Source organism: Gammaproteobacteria bacterium, from assembly GCA_013816845.1.
GTDB lineage: Bacteria > Pseudomonadota > Gammaproteobacteria > DSM-16500 > DSM-16500 > Aquicella.
Genome location: JACDDU010000004.1, coordinates 306586 through 325373 on the forward strand (window position 1 = coordinate 306586; position 18788 = coordinate 325373).

Genomic DNA, 18788 nt, shown 5'->3' on the forward strand with positions numbered 1-18788 from the left:
TTGTTATTTCAAGTTCACTATTGCTGCAAACCAAAATATAAACAGCTATCGAACATAGGAACTTTTCAACGACTTACTGCCATACAAAATTACTTAATTTTGAGAGAAGGTAGCCTTACTATCTGTGATAAACAATCTTTGAAATTTTTTTCATGTTGAGCTTTTTCTTCTGCCATAGGATCAAAATCATCTTTTGATTTAAATAAGTCTAAAGTATAAGCGTTGAGTACATTATAATAATACTCAACCGGATAAAATGGAGAAGTTGAATAGGTTGGGTATATATCTACTTGCGGGAATATTTCCTCGCGACAAGACCAACGTATTTCTGCGGGAAAGTCTTTTTTCTTGTAACTCATACCAATCTTATATTGCTCTCCGTCTTCCTTCATCATAAATTCTCTAACTTCTTTGGCTTTTTGAATAAATTCCTTGGCGGAGTAAATCGATCCTTCCTTTGGATACCAACCATCCACGATTTGAGCCTTCCCCCACGTTTTAGGATCAGCTAGGTTACCTTCTCTATTAACAATGACGATGACATGATCAAAATTGAAAGAAATAGTTTCTATTCTTTGTATGCCTTTTTTATGCTCCCATAAATATTTAGCTAAAAGACAAGCTCTTTCAGAACATTTTCCTGCTCTCTTGGCTTGGGCGATGATCGCAAGCAATAAAACATTTCTGTGATTTTCTTGAAGATGAAACTCTGGATCCCATAAAGGATTGAGCCCGGAAAATTTTATTGCAAAATGGGGATCTGGATTTTGTGCAGAGGCATAATCTTTGCAATGATAAAACCATTTTTTATTTGTTTTAACAAATAATTCACGTGTATTATACGAATCAAAATAGAATTCTGTTTTATCTTCATTAGTTAATTGGAGAGCATTGGTCTTTCTGTAATTTCCTCTTTTGTGATAACGAAATTGTTGAAAGCAAACCCACCCATTTGTTTTTTCTATATCTTCCATTTTATTTGAAGCGCCCAATACGCATGTTGAAAGAACATGTTTAAGTCCTGTCGTAAGTAACGCTTTTGTACGATCTTCAGTAGGGGAGGTAAAGAAAGTGGAGGTGCTGAGCATATAATAACCATGAAAAATTAAGGATAAAAAAAGATTTATAATTATTGAAATGATATTATTATATACAATTAACTATTAAGGCAAGCTTTAAGCTTACTTCTAACTTCTGGTAGTCTTTCAACGCGTCTTAACAGGGCGAGTAGCATTGATTGTTTGAAACCACGGGTATTCACGCCTCTACTACTTCTTGTAACTTCTATTACAGGAAGTAGCTTGGATCTAAGGAGCGCGCATTCAACTTGCTAATGCAACCACCAAAATGTTAAATATTCCGTGCTAACATAACCACTTCGTCCGCGGAATATAGATCTTTTATCACAGCAACTTCTTCCGCTCCTAAAGCTTTTCTATACAGGGCTTTGGCTTGATTATCAGTCCTCGTAGATACTAATACAGCTTTCAGGCTTGAATTGTTATCAGCTAAATATGCCTTAATATGAGTTAATGACTCTTTAATCAGTTTCGTGCCAATGCCTTTGCCTTGATAATTTTTTAAGACTGCTATCTGTTCAAGCTCTATAACGGATTCTTGTCGAAATCCACTTTTTTGCAACCATTCTATATAGCCTACAACATTATCTTTTTCATCTCTTGCAACAAAAAACATTATTCTTGGAAAGGCTGCAAAATTGCAGCTTATCCAACCATGAGAATTATTTTGCCTAGGAAATTGTTGCGTATGTATCTTGGCTACCACATCGATATCCTCATGATGCATATGTAATACAATCACTGGCAAACCTACCTCCGCTATTATCTTTTAAAAATTTCATTGGGTGATTTATAATTAAGAGTTTTCCGGGGTCTATTATTCAATTTGTCCTCTATTATAGCAAGGTCTTGATTAGTCACTTTAGTGAACTCCGAGCCTTTTTTGAGGTATTGCCGAATTAAACCATTCGTATTTTCATTAAGGCCTCGTTCCCATGAAGAATAAGGATGTGCAAAAAAGAAATCTGCATTGAGTTCCATGCTGACTTCCTCATGTTTTGCAAATTCACAGCCATTATCTGAGGTAATTGTGTGAACGTATTTTTTATATTCTGCCAACGCATCAGTAATGGCGGCTTTTGTCATTTCACTCGTTTTTTGTTTAAGTTTTCTTAGTAATGTAAATTTTGATACTCTTTCCACTATTGAAAGTACAGCCTGTTTCTGATTTTTGCCAATAATCGTATCGATTTTCCAATCACCTATTCTTTTTTTTTCACCAACAATTTTAGGACGTTCATCTATCATCTTTCGATTCTTTATTGCTCCGTATCTAGCAACACTTCCATAGCGCTTCCTATATTTTTTATTTTTATGCCGTAAATGTTTATAAAGTTCTCCGCCCTTTTGTTTATCCTCCATAATAAATTGATAAATCCTTTCGTGGCTAATTGAAAATAATTCCCATCGTTTAGCGTAACCACTTATTTGCTCCGGGCTCCAATCCTCAAGAAGTTTTGTCCTTACGAATTCTTCAACTTCTTTAGTAAATTTATAATAATGACGCTTCGCTTTTCTTCTAGCATCAGCATAGCCTTGGGCGTAATCTGGTTTATATGCCCAATAACCTATGCTTGTCCGTACATAAGTTAAATTGCGCCTAAATTCCCGAGAAATTGTAGACTTGTATACCCCGACTTCTTTGGCAATCTGATTCTGATTAAAGCCAGCCTTCCAAAGTGCCAGGATTTGACATCGTTTTAGATAATTTAGATGCGTATGACCCACGAGCAATCCCTTTTTTTAATATTATTGACAGCGTGCACAAATATAAATACTGCCTAATAATTAATCAAAGGTTGCATTTCAAAATTGAATCAAAGGTTCACGAATCCAACTGATAAATACATATAAGGTTCTCACGTGCTTAATTTTGAACTTTCTATACGCCCAATTCTTTAAGTTGTGCGTATAATTTTAATACGATAGGTCAATCTATTTAGCAAAAATAAATGTACCTGTATTCCCACCATTATGCGTAACGATTGAATGTCCCGTTCCTGAAAGAATTGATTGTCCAACACTATCATTATTTTCTACAATCTCAACCTTGATTTCAGAATATCTATCAGGTGCTTGAATCATAGTTGCAAGAAAATTAGTTTTTATTTGGATTTCGCAAGGAGTTACCTGATTTGAAATATTCGTTATGACAGAGTTTTTATTAGAAACTGTCATGAATGAGCCGCCAAATGGCACTACTTTATTTGGATCTTTTGAGGTAATTTTTAAAATATATGCTTTCATAGCATGGTTAGAAAATTTATCTGCATAAACTATATTTATTGAAGATAATGAGAAGAAAAACAATAATATTGCTTTAATAAAAGTATTTTTCATGTTATTTCCCTTTGCAAATCAAACTAAACTGATAAAAATCTGATAGAGGATACGGTTATGAAACTATTGTCTTTTAGCGGTTACTAGCATTTCATACAAGTGACCAGAGACAGATGAAATTTGGATACGTCTTTCTTGATTTGGCGCTAGAATAAATTCAGGCTTAGAATGTATTTTTTCTTCTCCATTTTTATACTGAACATCACAATTCATTGCAATGGCGTCTTTAATCCCGGGTGCTGAAATATCTCTAGCAATTAATTCTAGGCTGAGACTATTTGTTCCATTTGTATTAGCTACAAAAATTGATGCCACTTGATTAGCCCGACTGCGAATACGCGGGCTTGAAACAAGCTTACCATCGATCAATATCTTTGATGTAATATCAAAAATACTTTTTTCACCCGTAATCCCACTTGTCATGGCTATTACTATTCCTCCAGTGAATAGTAAAATTGCGCTGAATGCGGTTATCAAAAAGGAACGTTTAATTGTTTTGGATTTCATAGCTAAAAACCTTCTTTTTAAAGTGGAATTTGTTAAATTAGTAAAAATTATATTTTTAGGTTCAGTGCAGATCATTCCTAGCAAAAGGTCACCATATTCATTTATGTTTGCACGTGTTCGTGTGCAAGTTTTCATATCACAAAAAATTTCCATTTCAAGTTCCAGTCTACGATGAAGGTAATATGACCATGGCACGAAAAATAATAATGCCTTCACTAAAAGCGAAAATAATTTCCACAAAGAATCATTTTGTTCCAAATGAATTTTTTCATGAATTATACTCATTTGTATTTCTCGAGGTGTCCATCTTTTTTCTGCGTCTAATGGGAAATAAATTTTTGCAAAGGGAAGACCAAAACTTAAGGGACTTTGAATGCGTTCAGTAAGATAAACGGTTTGTCCGTTGATCGTTGATAATAATGATTTTGATAATTGTACCTTCGCAGTTAAATATGAAAATAAAATACGAGAAAGCATTATTGCAAAACCAATCATATATGCGACAAATAAATAAATTAATCCATTGAATTGCGAGGAGGTCAATATATTGGGTACAATTTGAACCAATGTGTGATTCATTATTGCACTGGGCAGATTGACTTCAAGCGTTTTCCACGAAAATAATTTAAAAACGCTAAAAATAAATGGCGCTAACCCGATCAGCATTACACCAATTTTAATAAACTTAAGTTTTTGTTCTACAGAAGTATTTGCAAAATCCAAAACTCGAATTAAAAATATAATGAACAGACTCAAGCCTGACAATGAAATCAGAAAAAGAAAATATGAAAAGTAATTCATTCCTAATCACTGAGTAACTTTTTCAGAGATTCTATTTCTGAGTCGTTGAGTTGTTCATTCTCAACTAAGTTCAAAACCAACTTACCTGGAGAGCCACCAAAGAGACGTTTAGCTACCCTTTTCATTTCCGTTAAAATAAATTTCTTCTGCTGAAGAATGGGAAGATACGAAAACGCTTTTCCTACTTTTTGATGTTTGATGTATCCCTTTTTCTCCATGGTTTGAACGAGAGTGAGAAGAGATGTATAGGCAGGTTGGGGTGTTCTTTTAAGGCAATCTAAAATATCAGAAACCTTAAGGGGAGCTCGCTCCCAAAGTACGTACATTACTTCTAGTTCATTCTCTGTTAAGCCTGGTTGTCTCGGTCTTGGCATAATAAATATCTCTAATCTACTAATTAGATAGTAGATTAGAGATATGGAAAATAAAATGCAACTAGTTAATTAGTAAATATCGCACTTGGCTTGAAATTCACCGTAAGTGCTCAGTGATGTTTCAAGATAAGTGCAACTACCTTTTTATTACATGACCTCATTTCTCAATCCATCTTGCGTGGTGACCGTATCCAGGGTTTTACGGGGCAATTATTCGAACGGAATTGAAAGTATCCTCGCTTTATCTTTTGATTTACACTGTACTACTTCGTAAATAAATAACTTCTATGCAAATGAAACCTATTGAAGAGCAAGAAATTATCAGTCTCATGAAAACTTATTATGGAATTGATATTCAAGCTGTGCAATTTATCTCAGGTGGAGCTGATATCAATGCATGTGTGTATAAAGCAGATGCAAAATCGACATCTTATTTTATAAAATTTAAACAGGGTGATCATGATGAAGTTAATTTATCGATTATCCGTCTCCTTCATGATTCTGGCATAAAGGAAATTATTCTCCCTATCCTTACCCTCGAAGGGAAATTATATCAACAGGTAAATCACTTTCATGTCATTAGCTCCCCTTTCATCCCTGCGCCCAATGGTTTTATTAAAAATTTAACTGAAAAACAGTGGAAACAGCTTGGACAAGCTTTACATCAAATTCATGCAACGTTTGTTCCCATTCAGATTAAGCAACAATTAAGAAAAGAAAATTACTCACCTAAATGGCGCGAAATGGTTAAATCTTTATATAATAAAATTGGATCTGATATAACAGATGATAAAATTACTAGCGATTTCAAATCTTATTTGAAACAAAATCTTAGCATCATTCATCAATTAGTGGAAACTGCTGAAGCGCTATCACACAAAATTCGTCCTAATTTTGATACTTATGTGCTGTGCCACGCAGATATTCATGCAGGCAACGTTTTAGTCGCTGCGGATGAATCTATTTATATTATTGATTGGGATGAACCCATATTGGCTCCTAAAGAACGTGACTTGATGTTCATTGGTGGCGGTGTTGGTAATGTATGGAATAAATCGGATGAAATTCACTATTTTTATCAAGGTTATCAAAAGACAAATATCGATCAAACTATTTTGTCTTATTACAGATGCGAACGCATTGTCGAGGATATCGCACAATTTGCGGAAGCCTTACTTGCACGCGATCAAGACATCCAATCGCGACTTGAAATGTTTGGGCATTTCAAAAGTATGTTTAATCCGGATGGCGTTGTCGAAATTGCTTTTGCCCCATACAGAACCGAATAAATCATATTTTTGAATGAGGCGAGCCCGCCAATAGGTGTAGATGCTTTTTTACCCCATCATACTTATCTCCATGCTATCACCTGTCTTAGTTATGAATGCCACCTCCAGTAGCATTGGATGGATCGTCGTATAGGCTAAACCAAATGTTATTTATGTCTAGCCCTTGAAGATTTGGTTTGAAGTAACTTCTTCAAATCACCTTCGCTTTATCATTTTAATTCTTAAGCGGACCTTTATTATTTTGGATAAACATCCGTTCTATCTGGGAGGGCACTTGTATAATACTGACCGTTATTTGTTAAAGCGTAAGTCATATTTTCATCAGGAAATTGACTACCGATGACATGAAGATTTTCATTCACGCAAGTAAATAATTCTGGGCCATATTCTTTAGCTAAATAATGACCGTAATTATGTGCTTCACAGCCATCTGTATGAGTTGCTTTAAATATTCTTTTCTTCACGATCTGACAGTGATGACGATCACCGTAACCCACACCAAAGGTTACTAAAAAGGTTAATGTTTTATGGTCCTTATTATGGAATACCGTGGTATGAAGAATATTATCTTCAGTCTGATTAAACGTACCCCCTGCAAACCCCTCAATAGATAAATTCAATAAAATTAAAGTAAACATTGCCAGCAAATAACTCTTTTTTCGTTTCATAACCACCTCAGATTAGGAATTTAAGCTGGTAGTATGATATTTTTAATCTATGATACAATATCCTATCAATCACATCTCATATGATCTATTTTCATAAATGAAAGAATTAAATAATAATCGTATTAGCGAAATGGAAATTTTTTCTCATGTCGTAGATAGTGGGAATTTTTCGGAAGCCGCCCGACGTTTACACATGGACCCTTCCTCAGTCAGTAAAATTATTTTGCGATTAGAAACAAGATTAGGCGTACGGCTAATGCATCGTACCACTCGCAAAGTCGTTTTAACGGAAGAAGGCGAACATTTCTATCATAAAGTGATTCGTATTCTCGCAGATATTAAAGAAGCTGAAGCATCGCTTAAATCTCAGCCAAAAGGGAAAGTTCGTATTACTTGCTCCATTCCTTTTGCTTTACATCAATTGATTCCTGTTTTAGCAGAATTCACCCACTTGCATCCAAATATTGAAATTATATTATTAACAACTGACGTCGTGGTGGATTTGCTTGTGGAACGTTGTGATATCGCAGTTAGGATTGGAAAATTACCTGATTCATCTTTAAAGATGCGCAAACTTGCAGAAAGTAAAATGATATTAGTAGCCTCACCAAAATATTTGAAACATTACGGTACGCCACAAAAACTTGAAGATCTTAAAAAACATATTTGTCTCAATTTTTATGGTCATCCTGAATTAAATCGTTGGCCTTTTAAAAACAAAAAAGCAACTTGGGAATGGGATGCTAAAGATTCCTTTAGCGCAGATAACGGCGAGAGCATTGCTAAAATGGTGTTGTCAGGCGGAGGTATAGCACGGCTTTCTGCATTTATGATAAGAGAAAATATCACACAAGGTAAACTTATCCCTCTTCTTGAAAATCATCGATACGATGAAGAACAATCCATCTACTTGTTACACCCAGGCCATGTGTCGGCCCGTGTTAAATGTGTCATTGAATTTATTTTTAATAAATTGGGTGACAAACACTTTACTTAAAATAGAGTCAATAATACAAATTCATTAGTTATATAATAGTTAAGAACGATTAATTGGATACGGTATATCTCAAATTCGCTGACACATACCGCATCTCAATTTTTGAATAACTTTTTAGTGCTTGTCAGAGTATCTTATTTAATATCTATCTCAAGGTTATTCCTGCGAGGCTACTGAATATCGCCGTGCCATCTGCATTCGCATGGTGCGCAGTTAAAATTTTTAGCATTCGTAATAACAATGCTATGACCGCGATCTAAATACAAATAACATTGCGATGTCTATCGTATTTTTACCATTCTAATGTTTTTCTCGAAGCATGATTCATCATTTCGGTAATGATCGTATGCAACTTATTTGCTAATGTTTCAGAGGAACTATTATTTAAGGCTAATTTATGGGTATGAGGGTCAACCAGGGAAAAGATTTCATCAACGATAGCTGGAATAAGATCGTTATCATCGACATAGCGTTTAAGAGGATTTTCAAAGGCATTGATTAACTCTGCTAATTGGAATTGACTCAACCTATAAAATGGACTACAAACACCAAAATCAATAAAATAAGCTCGTCCTGATGTTTGATCAAACAAAATATTATCCGACTTAATATCACCATGGGCTATACCCATATCTTGAAAACGGATAAGTTCGAAGATTGTTGCCATAATGATTTGAATTAATTGATTTAAAGAGAGACTAGCATAATCGATTTGATCAAGGGTTATTCCGGGTAGTTTAGGCATAATGAAATAAACTTTGCTTTTATCGTTGCTTCGAATCACTTTACCAACTGAACCATAGGCTTGTTTAAAATATTTTGCTTCATCAAGAATATCTTTAAAAGTATCTTCATCTTCCAAGTGACCACGATTATATATTTTTACAGCATAGCCTTTATCATCAGGTTGATATCCCCCTTTCTTTTTTAAAAATTGTACTGCGCCTTTAACCCGTGCAAAAGCACCCTTGCCAAAGAAAGCATGCGGATTAGTTTTTTTATCGCGACCCCTACCATCAGCAATTAAAAAAAAATTATTTTGATTAATTTTAATCACAGTGTAACGAGGAGCTTGGTTGTATAAGTTAGTATCTTTTTTACTTATAACAGGATCAGCATTGGAATTTATTAAATGCTGTATTGCTGTCCATTCCTCTTCACTCACTGACATGTCATAAGAAAGCATGACGGGAGAAGTAATCTGCTTATTAGAACGCATTAATTATATTCCTGCATTTACAGTGAATGGATGGGTTAAGAATTAATGGCGCAACATAACCTTTGAGTAGGGCAAGCTAAATGTAAGTTAAATTTTTCAGGCTTTCTTTTAGATTACGCTTTAATTTGTTTACTTTAGTTCATTGATTTTCGCTAAAATCGAACAAAAAGCCAACACCCAATCCATAGCGTTTTCGTTATTTTGTTTTGCCTGGTAAGCACACACTAACATTGACCTCTAAAAGACGAGCTCCTAAAGCGGGTGGCTTCTTGTGGTAGCTCCTTACAAGCCTTGGTAATATCCAAGTTTTGGCTGCCTTCCCAACCCAACCATTCTTTTCCAAGTTCAATACGCTTGAGGTGACTATTTATTTAGAAATGGGAGTAGGGAGAAGGAGGTATATTTAACCTTTACATAAAATCAATAACTTAATGGCTATGAGCTTTCCTATTACGCTGAAGACAAGTGTATATTATTGACACAATTTAATTTTTAGGTTATTTTATGACCCATTCTAACAGAGGTCTAAAAATAATAAAATGAAAGCATTCCTACTGAATAGTCTTGGCAAAATTAAATACGCTCTTACCTCCCCTTATAACGCCCTTATCAATATGATGCTGGGTAATGCAGCAGCGTTAGGTGGCTTTATATTATCTGTTGTGACCTTTTTTGGTGTAAAGATCAAATCTGATTTTCAAATTATGTTGGCAACAGCATCCTTACCCATAACTGTTGTTGGTTACTCAACAACAGAAATACTGAAGACGAGATTTGTAAATCAAACGCAAACTCAACTTGAAGCAGACCAGCACTTAATTGATAGTATTATAAATGATTTAAAAATATTAGAAATGAAAGCTCAGGTTCCTGGCGACTCTTACCTACAGATTTTAAACACGCTTAATTTAGCTGCGCCCCAACATGATTCCGTTTCAGCTTATTTAGCAAGTGTACCCTTGCAAGATTGTATTCAACGCAACAGTGCAAAAAAATCAAACTACGAACATGGTCTAAAATACTCAACCCATTTTTTAAATGGCTCGCTCAGCTTACTTACTGGCGCAAGTTCTATTTACATTCAATTTATTGTTCCTGCCATTTTAAAAGAAGAGCAAGATAATGAACGCATCGCACTCGCTGCCAATATTTGCGCTCTTACTTTCGCTCTCTATTCAGGGATTAGCTCGATTATCAATTCTAATTATTATTGGCAACAATTGGATAATAAACGGTTGGATGTTGCAAAGTCGATACACGTCCTATTTTCAAAATTATCTCATGAATCGGATGAAAATATACCCAGTAATATTAAAACGTTAATGACAGATTGGAATGTTAACCACCCCACACTTACGCCTTAATTATTAAAAAAATTTCTTAGACGAACAGGAGCAGAGGATGCTCATTAATTTCTTATTCGAATACTTGCTTACGTATAGCACTTTTACAGATAACGCTTGTTCAACGATAATCTGAAAATCATCTGAAGCTCATCTCGGATGTTAAAAAGAAGATCAAGCCCTTATTTTTAAAAATCTAGCTAACAACCCATATCAAAGTAATTTTCCTTCTCATGGCTATTTAATTAGTCGACAAAAATAAAAAATTTAAAGTTAAATAAACACGAATTTTTGTTTATCCCTTTTGAGAAGTTAGGTAAACTTTACTTTATCGGACATACGCTTCATAACTTAATGAATTGTTTTGACTAAAAAAAAAATATTTTAAATCATCACCAATCATTCCGACCCATAATCATGCAAAATATGATCAAACCACTTCAACTAGGAAAACAGATTTTTCCAGTTAATCTTATTCAAGGACCTTTAGCTGGTGTTAGCTGTGCCCCTTTCCGATTGTTAACCTGGCGTTATAGCAAGCCTGCTTATACTTGCACTGAAATGATATCTTGCAAAACGATTCTGCATTCATCAGACCTGATCAAAAAACGTTATATTACTAAATATGCAGACGAAGGTCCTGTTTGCTTTCAACTCTCAGGAAGTGAAGTGAGTGAATTAGCCGCAGCGTCTCAACTGGTAACAAGTTATGGCGCTAATTTAATAGATTTAAACTGCGGTTGTCCTGCAGGAAAAATACGTCGAAAAGGCGCAGGCTCGAAGCATTTATCCAATGCAAGTCATCTATATCAATTAATTCGGGCGATGAAACAAAATACCCATGTGCCTGTCTCAATTAAAATTCGCGTGGATGGTTACAGTACTGAAAATTTCAATCATGAATTGATTCATGCCATCCAAGATGCTGGAACTGATTTCGTGGTTGTTCATGGTCGTCATTGGACAGAAAAATATAATGTGCCTTGTCATTATGATCAAATTCAATATTTCGTCAATGAGCTTTCAATTCCCGTCATTGGCAATGGCGATATTGCAAACGATGAAACGCTTCTTACGATGATGAAGTTAGGATGTAATGGTGCCATGGTGGGTCGAGCCAGTGTCGGACAACCTTGGCTCATTGGTCAACTCATAGCAACATCGCAACACTTAGAATTTTCTATCCCATCATTATCCGATACTGGCAAAATATTTTTAGAGCATGTGGCTATGCTTATAGAGTTACTGGACAACGAAAAGCATGCACTGCTGCAAGCCAGAAAAATTGCAAAATATTATGCGCGCTCAATAAAGTATCGAAATGAATTTTGCGAATCCGTTAATCATTGTTTTACTTTTGAAAATTTACAAGAAATTTGCTGTCATTATTTTAATTGAATAATTATTTTTTTTTAAAAATTGACCCCAAAATCCCTCTAATTATTTGCCGACCCAGCTGGGTTCCAACACTTCTTGCAGTTGATACAAGGACTGCTTCTGCAGGAGTTTGTCGTCGATTATTTCGTGATTGACGATTCGACGACTGACTTTTCTTATGACGCGGCTCTAACGCTCCAGGGGAGGTGTTTCTTTTATTTAATATTTCAAAAGCTGATTCGCGGTCTACTCCTTTTTGGTAGAAATCTTGTAAAGGGGATTGCTGAATTAAAGATTCTCGCTCAGTTGCCGTAATCGCGCCCATTCGCGATTCGGGAGGGAAAATTTTAGCTTGCGATACAATCGATGGAATGCCTTTAGCATCTAGAAATGAAACCAACGCTTCGCCTACACCTAATTCACTAATAATAGTTTCAGCTTTTAAATTTTTATTTTGGCGAAAAGTTTGAGCCGCGGCTTTAATACTTTTCTGATCTTTGGGGGTAAAGCCACGAAGTGCATGCTGTACCCGGTTACCTAATTGACCTAATATGGATTCTGGAACATCAATGGGGTTTTGCGTAATAAAAAAAACGCCAATCCCTTTCGAACGAATAAGTCGAACCAATTGTTCTATTTTGTCTAATAAAGGCTTAGGAGCTGAATTAAATAAAAGATGCGCTTCATCAAAAAAGAAAACTAATTTGGGTTGATCTAAATCACCAACCTCAGGCATTTTATCAAAAAGCTCAGAGAGTAACCAAAGCAAAAAAGTACTATACAAGAGACCATCATTAATTAACGAAGTAGCATCAAGGATATTTATTTTTCCGAAACCTGATGAATCTTTTTGCATTAAATCATTTAAACGGAACGCAGGCTCGCCAAAAAAAATGTCGCCCCCACGCGAAGCTAAAGTAAAAATACCTCTTTGAATTGCCCCAATCGTACTTGAAGACATATTTCCATATTTATTTTGCAACTGCGTGGCATTTGCTTTCATTAAAATGAATAGACTCTCCAAATCTTTGAGATCAAGGATTAATAAGCCTTGTTCATCAGCAATTTTAAATGCACTGTTTAAAACACCTTGTTGGGTGGGGTTTAATTCTAATAATCGAGCCAATAACAGCGGCCCCATTTCACTGATCGTGGTTCGAAGTGGATGACCTAATTTGCCATAAACATCCCAAAATTCAACGGGACAACCGCGTGGCGTATAATTCTTAATAGCAAGAGTTTTGATTCTTTGCTCTAACTTAGGATTCATCCTGGCAGGATAAGCTATCCCTGATAAATCACCTTTTACGTCAGTCGTGAATATGGAAATACCAGCGCGTGAGAATGCTTCTGCCATCTTTTGCATGGTAACTGTTTTACCGGTACCGGTTGCGCCTGCAATTAGGCCGTGACGATTCACCATGGTTAAGTTTAAATTAACGGGCTGATTTTCTTCATCTACACCAATCGGAATTTCCATAAAAATTAATGCCTCGCAGCTGTTTTACGGTGCGTTAAATTTTTAGAGGATGGTGGTGTTCGTTTTGCAACTTTAGTTTTTTTGCTGCCACGACTTTTAACTGGCTTCGAGGACGCTAAACTTTTTCGTAATAAATCAACAAAATCAATCACTTTACCGGTTTGTTTCTTCGCAGTGGATCGTGGGGCCATTTTTGATGCGGGTAAGTGATTTGCTTTTTCTTCGACCCATTTTTCGACTGCTTCTTTGTATTCATCTTTGTATTGAGAAGGTTTCCATTTTGCTGTCATGGAACCGATTAGCTTTTGAGCAATTTCTATTTCTTTATTATTAACTTTATATTTTTTGTAATCCTCTTGCGGAATATTAAATTCATTTAAATCGCGAATTTCTTCCTGATAGCGTAACAAATGAAGAACAAGAGCATTTTCAAAAACAGAAACCGCGGCTAAATATTCTTTGGTACTGATGATGACTTTCGCGACACCTATTTTATTAGCACGTTTTAAAGCTTCTCTCAATATGACATAACCCTTTTCACCATTTTTATCTGGAACAAGATAATAAGTGCCATCAATATTAAGGAAGTTAATACTATTTTTATCCACGAATTCTTCAATCGCGATGGTTCTTGCATTCTCTCCAGCCACTCTTTCCAATTCACCTTCTTCTACAGGCAAGATGACATCTTTGGCATACTCATATCCTTTACCAATTTGCTCCCACGGTACTTCTTTATTCGTCTCAACATCAACACGTTTATATTTTATTTTCGCACCCGTCTTGCGATTAATTTGCTTAAATGACACACCCGTCGACGGATCCTCGGAATTAAATAAAACGATCGGAATACTGACTAAGCCAAATGAAATAACCCCTTTCCAATTTGATCGTGGCATGTGCTCACCCTGCTCCAGTTAAATAAAAAGATGTTTATTCTTATTATTTTAGTTAATTAAGGGTGTTGGAAGGTTAAGGATTAAATATTTTTTTATCTCCAAATGGAAAATTCTGGAATTTAAGACAGGATTAGGTGATGAATTGTACAGACTGAGATGCTTTTCTACCGCCTGTGGTTAGAATTTGTCTTTAATGATGGAGGTTATTTACCTTTCTTCGTAGGGTCATTTTGTGCTTTATCCGCCATCGGCTCACTTGCGCTCTGTTCGGTTTGCGGGGCGTGAAATAAGCTATCTTTTCTGCGTTTTTTATCCTGGTAAACCCTAGTAGCAACGCCTACAACACTCCCTAATGTAGCAAGACCGAGTGCAAGTTCCGTGCCTAAAGTGAAACCAGTTAGAGCACCTACAACACCACCAGGAATCCCCATTACGCCGTAGGATATAACGGATCCGAGCAATAGACCGACAATCGCCCCAACGATTGCGCCAACAACACCATAAACTGCCACCCTCATATTTTTACTCATGCGGGGTTTATCTTTAAGCGTAACGGCAAGATCCTGGGTGAATTCTTCAATAAGTTCGACTGGCATCTTAGAGATTCCAAATTCTTCAACCTTTTCATTACTCATTAAAGTTTTAAAGCGTATAGCAATCGCAGCGTTGGTTACTTCGTTATCACTGCGCTCATCATAAAGCGTGGTAAAGAAGCTTTTAAGCTTAGCAATAACTTCGGAATTATCTTCATTGGGTGCAGGAATGATTTCTTCTTGTGACTGAATTCTATTGGCAATCTTATACAACAATGGATACTGAAGTGCGCTATCAATTATTTCAACTAATTTATTAATTTTAGTATTACTAGGTAAGTCTTGAAGAGAAAATGTCCGTTCAGTTGAAATACGTTTAGTTAAGTTAGGGATTTCATCAGTTACATAAACAAAATACTCTTCATTATTCTGATGTAATGTGTAAGCTTCATCATTTACTAACCTTAAATAATGATATAAATTTTTATTAACTTTAATTTTAAAATGCGCGGCTTGATCTTTAACTTCAGGGATATAACCTACACGAAAAATCTTATCTTCATCAAATTGATCATTTAAAAAATTCTCATAACTAAACATTGAACCAATAGTAGCATAAACATAATCCACCCTATTAGTGTAATAAGGAGGAGTTTTATTTTTATTTGAGTTGACCCTAAATATTCGAAAAGAATTGCGATAGAGCTTTGTCTTTTTGTTTAAGTTATTTCGAGAATCCATAAAATTCACATCATTTTATTAGGTCTCTTAAGCATAGCAAATTAATATTAAAAAATATTAAGGTAAAGTTAAGCGTCATTGATCTTATCTATTGAATTAAATAACAAATTGCCTTAAGACAACACATTAATGGGGAAATAAGATTGCTTTAAGCAATGCAAGTCATAATCACTCAACTTTAGCCCTTAAAGAGTCGATTTTGAAATGCGTGATAAAAAGGTAAGAAAATATCAAAAAATATCGGATGAACAATTCATTCAGGATTTATTTAATAGCCTAGCTAAAATCCCCGTTACCTTAAATTTACTTCTAAAACTTTATACGCCTGAATATTTAAGTAATATTAAAATGGATATACACGGCAATCCAATTTATAAAAGTGTTGATCCAAAGGAAATTTATGTCTTTGGAAACTTTACAATAGATTTAATGACGGAGATTCATAAAATAGAAACAATGCTGTTGTGTATAGAAGAAGAAATTTATACGGATTTTCTTTTATATATTGCAAAGCCCATGATTGAAAAAATTAAATTAGTATACGAGAATTGCTTCCCAGAAAAATCAAGCCAAAATTTCGTTGAAAAATTTGAACAATCCCTTGTCACTAGTATTGTGTATTCATTCAATAAAGTAGATGTAGAAGATTTTCTAAGAAAAAAATTGATACTTGCTATGTATATTAATGCGCCAACTATGGCTGAAGTAAAAGATAGTACACAAGCAAGTATCCAAATATTTATGAATGCATTTAAAGATTTTGAAAAAGAAAACAATTTAACTTTGGACGCAAATACTGCTTTTCAAAATTCAAGAGAATTTTGGCTATGGCTAGAAAAGAGATATGAAGAAACGACCAAAAATACCTTCTACCCTTCATTGACTTCTTTTTTAGCTCCCCTAGTTTCAATCTTCGCAACTGCGCCTTATTATTTATTTGCTGGGGAAATAAGTTACTTTTTGCTCGGTGCAAGTGCATTAGCAGGCGGCACCATTGGAGTGTTATTAATGTCGGGTGAACGAACATTACGCAAAGAGACCATCAAGTATTACGCGCAAAATTATAATAAATATGCCGTAGAAAATGAAGAAGATGAATGTGATAAAGAAGTTAATATGCAACGGGGTGTGATTTTACAAAAAAATAATAATTTCGAATTAATGGCAAAATTTGCCATTAATTATTGCCTTAAAAGTATGAACAGAATCACTTGTCAAAAATTGTCATTGGCTAATGCAGGAAATTTACGAGACACTATCCCTGTTTTTAAATTGCAACATGGAGAAAATCACTCAGCGTCTCTTCATACCATTCTTACTGCGATGGATCTTTATACTAAAGCGAAGTCAAAACGAAAAACGTCAAAACCTTTGGCCATCACTGTTTCTTCGGCAAGGCAGACGCTAAGCTCGACTAAAAAAATTGAAACCATTTTGTCTGCCGAATTAAAAGCGCAAGGTTTGTTAGTCGAAGATAATTCAGGATCGAAAGCCTTTTTTAATTATGGTGACGATCCATATGCTAGTCTGATTAAAAATACATTTAATGTAAACAATAACAATGGTCCTACCCCTAAATTCATTGCCAAAAAGGGAGAGTTTAATGGGTTTAAATTTTTAAGCGCAACACAATACGAATTAAAACTATATGATGGACATAGGATTGCATTTATAAAATCAAATGAAATAGTCAATATTAATAATCATGCTGTAACAGTATGGAAGCCTTATAAATTATTTCACAAATAGCAACTGAAAGCTGTTTACCATCCTCAAACCCACTAGCATGATGTAGTGGGTTTGAAGTGACGCTTTTACTTACTCGGTATAAGACGCATTTCGCATTTTGTACCATTGTACTTCAAAATTGCGGTTGTGTTTTTCTTGAGCGTAACTTTCTTTTTGCCACTCGCTGTCTTACACGCTACATCCTTTCCAGCACGAAAACCGAATGTATAAACGCCAGGTGGGACATTTTTATTTTCGTAAGATTTTCCCAACATGCCGTATTTTTTTCCCTGGACGGAAAATCCAAGCGCAGAAACTTGTTTAGAATTGGTTTTCACTTTTACTTGTATAGCGTACGTTTCTACCGCAAAGGACACCGTGCTGACAGCCAACAATAATCCTACGAGAAATTTTTTTCTCATCATGGGCAAGTTCCAATTTATATTAAGAGAGGGGGAGTAAATTATTACACAATTATATCTATCTAGCATTTTTTATAATGATGCAGCTAGAGGTAGAGCTTGTCCTGAATAACAAGATACCTCTATTATCAATAATTGTTAGTTACCCGTTACAATATCTTTCACATCTTCCTTTGTAGAGCGTAAATCGCCTTTGATACGATTCCCCTTACCATCAGCTTTAAGCTCAGAATCATTTGTCATATTTCCAAGCGCAGCTTGTGTTGTTCCCTTTACTTTTTCTCCCGTAGCTTTTTGACGTTCAGGATTGTTGTCGCAGGCTGTGATAAAAAAAGCAGCAACGATGGGTAGAAACAAGATTTTAGTAATATTTTTCATACGATGCATCCCTATTTATTTTATTTATGTATTTTAGGTAATGCAGCAGTTTACACGCCGCGCACGAGCGGAGCAACATGGCGTGCATTTTTCACTCAACAATCGAATATGTTTTTTTCAATTGCAGGCGTGATGTCTTGCAAAAATTATCGTGCTTCTTCAAATTCAAGCTTGAATTCCCGCAATTCTTTGCCAATTCGATTGAGCTCAGCTTCATTTAGTAATCTTTCAACTTTAGGGAATAATTTGGTTTCTTCTTCGGTAGCATGATGCTCAACATCTTTTTTTAATTTAAGAAATTTTTCTTCCCAGGCTTCTTGTATTTTTATTTTTTTTATTTCCTTGATGGCTTTTGCTGCAGTCTTTTCTTCGAAAACCAAATGTTTGATCACATCACGTAATTTTTCATTCGTCTTTAATTTTGGATACCAAACCTCTTGCTCCATTGTTTCGTGTCTAACTAGTTCATGGGATAATGCTTCAAACATTTCTCTTTTGGTTAAATCACGATGAACTTTATTACTAATTTCAGCAAAAGCTTTTCTTATTTTATTATGCTCTTTAATAAGGAAATCTACCGCATTCATAACCTTCCCCTTACTATGAATATAAA

At 35.1% G+C, this 18788-nt stretch carries 19 protein-coding genes; 5 read left to right on the forward strand and 14 right to left on the reverse strand.

From position 1 onward, the window contains the following. Positions 1–89: 89 nt before the first annotated feature. The 6 genes from H0W64_09535 to H0W64_09560 all read right to left on the reverse strand — a co-directional run bounded on the left by H0W64_09535 (position 90) and on the right by H0W64_09560 (position 5101). Positions 90–1088, reverse strand: coding sequence for a hypothetical protein (locus tag H0W64_09535; protein ID MBA3661959.1), 999 nt, complete (start codon positions 1086–1088; stop codon positions 90–92). Positions 1089–1350: 262 nt separating this feature from the next. Beyond that, a complete protein-coding gene (locus H0W64_09540; protein ID MBA3661960.1) occupies positions 1351–1806 on the reverse strand; it encodes a GNAT family N-acetyltransferase in 456 nt (151 codons plus the stop codon). A 35-nt stretch (positions 1807–1841) separates the two neighbouring features. Next, the gene (locus H0W64_09545; protein ID MBA3661961.1) at positions 1842–2807 is read right to left on the reverse strand and encodes an IS30 family transposase; all 966 of its coding nucleotides are present in this window, start codon (positions 2805–2807) and stop codon (positions 1842–1844) included. A gap of 207 nt (positions 2808–3014) precedes the next feature. Next, entirely contained in the window at positions 3015–3419 is a 405-nt protein-coding gene (locus tag H0W64_09550; GenBank protein MBA3661962.1) for a hypothetical protein, read from the reverse strand. Between the two features lie 63 nt (positions 3420–3482). Next, on the reverse strand, positions 3483–4727 hold the full coding sequence (locus H0W64_09555) for a M56 family metallopeptidase (GenBank protein MBA3661963.1): 1245 nt from the start codon (positions 4725–4727) through the stop codon (positions 3483–3485). 2 nt (positions 4728–4729) lie between these two features. Beyond that, a complete protein-coding gene (locus H0W64_09560) occupies positions 4730–5101 on the reverse strand; it encodes a BlaI/MecI/CopY family transcriptional regulator (protein MBA3661964.1) in 372 nt (123 codons plus the stop codon). Positions 5102–5388: 287 nt separating this feature from the next. Between H0W64_09560 and H0W64_09565 the strand changes: the two genes are divergently transcribed. Continuing rightward, positions 5389–6390 carry an aminoglycoside phosphotransferase family protein gene (locus tag H0W64_09565; GenBank protein MBA3661965.1) on the forward strand — a complete coding sequence of 334 codons (1002 nt, stop codon included), beginning with the start codon at positions 5389–5391 and terminating at the stop codon, positions 6388–6390. Positions 6391–6626: 236 nt separating this feature from the next. On the opposite strand, the gene H0W64_09570 is transcribed toward H0W64_09565, so the two are convergent. After that, positions 6627–7058, reverse strand: a complete 432-nt coding sequence (locus tag H0W64_09570) for a hypothetical protein (GenBank protein MBA3661966.1) — start codon at positions 7056–7058, stop codon at positions 6627–6629. A 97-nt stretch (positions 7059–7155) separates the two neighbouring features. Between H0W64_09570 and H0W64_09575 the strand changes: the two genes are divergently transcribed. Continuing rightward, positions 7156–8055, forward strand: a complete 900-nt coding sequence (locus tag H0W64_09575) for a LysR family transcriptional regulator (GenBank protein MBA3661967.1) — start codon at positions 7156–7158, stop codon at positions 8053–8055. A 292-nt stretch (positions 8056–8347) separates the two neighbouring features. On the opposite strand, the gene H0W64_09580 is transcribed toward H0W64_09575, so the two are convergent. Beyond that, positions 8348–9274 (reverse strand): phosphotransferase, encoded by a 927-nt coding sequence (locus H0W64_09580; GenBank protein ID MBA3661968.1) that lies wholly within the window; start codon positions 9272–9274, stop codon positions 8348–8350. A 539-nt stretch (positions 9275–9813) separates the two neighbouring features. Here H0W64_09580 and H0W64_09585 point away from each other — a divergent pair. Together H0W64_09585 and H0W64_09590 are read left to right on the forward strand one after the other, a co-directional pair. Then, positions 9814–10638, forward strand: coding sequence for a hypothetical protein (locus tag H0W64_09585; protein MBA3661969.1), 825 nt, complete (start codon positions 9814–9816; stop codon positions 10636–10638). A 405-nt stretch (positions 10639–11043) separates the two neighbouring features. Continuing rightward, positions 11044–12015 carry a tRNA-dihydrouridine synthase family protein gene (locus tag H0W64_09590; GenBank protein ID MBA3661970.1) on the forward strand — a complete coding sequence of 324 codons (972 nt, stop codon included), beginning with the start codon at positions 11044–11046 and terminating at the stop codon, positions 12013–12015. 4 nt (positions 12016–12019) lie between these two features. Here H0W64_09590 and H0W64_09595 read toward each other — a convergent pair whose 3' ends face one another. From H0W64_09595 to H0W64_09605, 3 genes are all read right to left on the reverse strand, one after another. After that, entirely contained in the window at positions 12020–13474 is a 1455-nt protein-coding gene (locus H0W64_09595; protein MBA3661971.1) for a DUF853 family protein, read from the reverse strand. A gap of 5 nt (positions 13475–13479) precedes the next feature. Further along, positions 13480–14373, reverse strand: a complete 894-nt coding sequence (locus H0W64_09600; protein MBA3661972.1) for a Ku protein — start codon at positions 14371–14373, stop codon at positions 13480–13482. 203 nt (positions 14374–14576) lie between these two features. Further along, on the reverse strand, positions 14577–15647 hold the full coding sequence (locus tag H0W64_09605) for a hypothetical protein (protein MBA3661973.1): 1071 nt from the start codon (positions 15645–15647) through the stop codon (positions 14577–14579). A gap of 204 nt (positions 15648–15851) precedes the next feature. Between H0W64_09605 and H0W64_09610 the strand changes: the two genes are divergently transcribed. Further along, a complete protein-coding gene (locus H0W64_09610) occupies positions 15852–17396 on the forward strand; it encodes a hypothetical protein (GenBank protein MBA3661974.1) in 1545 nt (514 codons plus the stop codon). A 65-nt stretch (positions 17397–17461) separates the two neighbouring features. Here the strand turns inward: H0W64_09610 and H0W64_09615 are convergent, their stop codons facing one another. The 3 genes from H0W64_09615 to H0W64_09625 all read right to left on the reverse strand — a co-directional run bounded on the left by H0W64_09615 (position 17462) and on the right by H0W64_09625 (position 18762). Then, positions 17462–17800: a hypothetical protein gene (locus H0W64_09615; GenBank protein ID MBA3661975.1), complete on the reverse strand. Its 339-nt coding sequence runs from the start codon at positions 17798–17800 to the stop codon at positions 17462–17464. Between the two features lie 135 nt (positions 17801–17935). Beyond that, positions 17936–18175 (reverse strand): CsbD family protein, encoded by a 240-nt coding sequence (locus tag H0W64_09620; protein ID MBA3661976.1) that lies wholly within the window; start codon positions 18173–18175, stop codon positions 17936–17938. 146 nt (positions 18176–18321) lie between these two features. Then, the gene (locus H0W64_09625) at positions 18322–18762 is read right to left on the reverse strand and encodes a hemerythrin domain-containing protein (protein ID MBA3661977.1); all 441 of its coding nucleotides are present in this window, start codon (positions 18760–18762) and stop codon (positions 18322–18324) included. Positions 18763–18788: the final 26 nt, after the last annotated feature.

Coding starts and splice junctions, on each gene's coding strand:
- H0W64_09535 (MBA3661959.1), bottom strand. CDS start 1,088: ATGCTCAGCACCTCCACTTTCTTTACCTCCCCTACTGAAGATCGTACA.
- H0W64_09540 (MBA3661960.1), bottom strand. CDS start 1,806: ATGCATCATGAGGATATCGATGTGGTAGCCAAGATACATACGCAACAA.
- H0W64_09550 (MBA3661962.1), bottom strand. CDS start 3,419: ATGAAAAATACTTTTATTAAAGCAATATTATTGTTTTTCTTCTCATTA.
- H0W64_09555 (MBA3661963.1), bottom strand. CDS start 4,727: ATGAATTACTTTTCATATTTTCTTTTTCTGATTTCATTGTCAGGCTTG.
- H0W64_09560 (MBA3661964.1), bottom strand. CDS start 5,101: ATGCCAAGACCGAGACAACCAGGCTTAACAGAGAATGAACTAGAAGTA.
- H0W64_09565 (MBA3661965.1), top strand. CDS start 5,389: ATGCAAATGAAACCTATTGAAGAGCAAGAAATTATCAGTCTCATGAAA.
- H0W64_09570 (MBA3661966.1), bottom strand. CDS start 7,058: ATGAAACGAAAAAAGAGTTATTTGCTGGCAATGTTTACTTTAATTTTA.
- H0W64_09575 (MBA3661967.1), top strand. CDS start 7,156: ATGAAAGAATTAAATAATAATCGTATTAGCGAAATGGAAATTTTTTCT.
- H0W64_09580 (MBA3661968.1), bottom strand. CDS start 9,274: ATGCGTTCTAATAAGCAGATTACTTCTCCCGTCATGCTTTCTTATGAC.
- H0W64_09585 (MBA3661969.1), top strand. CDS start 9,814: ATGAAAGCATTCCTACTGAATAGTCTTGGCAAAATTAAATACGCTCTT.
- H0W64_09590 (MBA3661970.1), top strand. CDS start 11,044: ATGATCAAACCACTTCAACTAGGAAAACAGATTTTTCCAGTTAATCTT.
- H0W64_09595 (MBA3661971.1), bottom strand. CDS start 13,474: ATGGAAATTCCGATTGGTGTAGATGAAGAAAATCAGCCCGTTAATTTA.
- H0W64_09600 (MBA3661972.1), bottom strand. CDS start 14,373: ATGCCACGATCAAATTGGAAAGGGGTTATTTCATTTGGCTTAGTCAGT.
- H0W64_09605 (MBA3661973.1), bottom strand. CDS start 15,647: ATGGATTCTCGAAATAACTTAAACAAAAAGACAAAGCTCTATCGCAAT.
- H0W64_09610 (MBA3661974.1), top strand. CDS start 15,852: ATGCGTGATAAAAAGGTAAGAAAATATCAAAAAATATCGGATGAACAA.
- H0W64_09615 (MBA3661975.1), bottom strand. CDS start 17,800: ATGATGAGAAAAAAATTTCTCGTAGGATTATTGTTGGCTGTCAGCACG.
- H0W64_09620 (MBA3661976.1), bottom strand. CDS start 18,175: ATGAAAAATATTACTAAAATCTTGTTTCTACCCATCGTTGCTGCTTTT.
- H0W64_09625 (MBA3661977.1), bottom strand. CDS start 18,762: ATGAATGCGGTAGATTTCCTTATTAAAGAGCATAATAAAATAAGAAAA.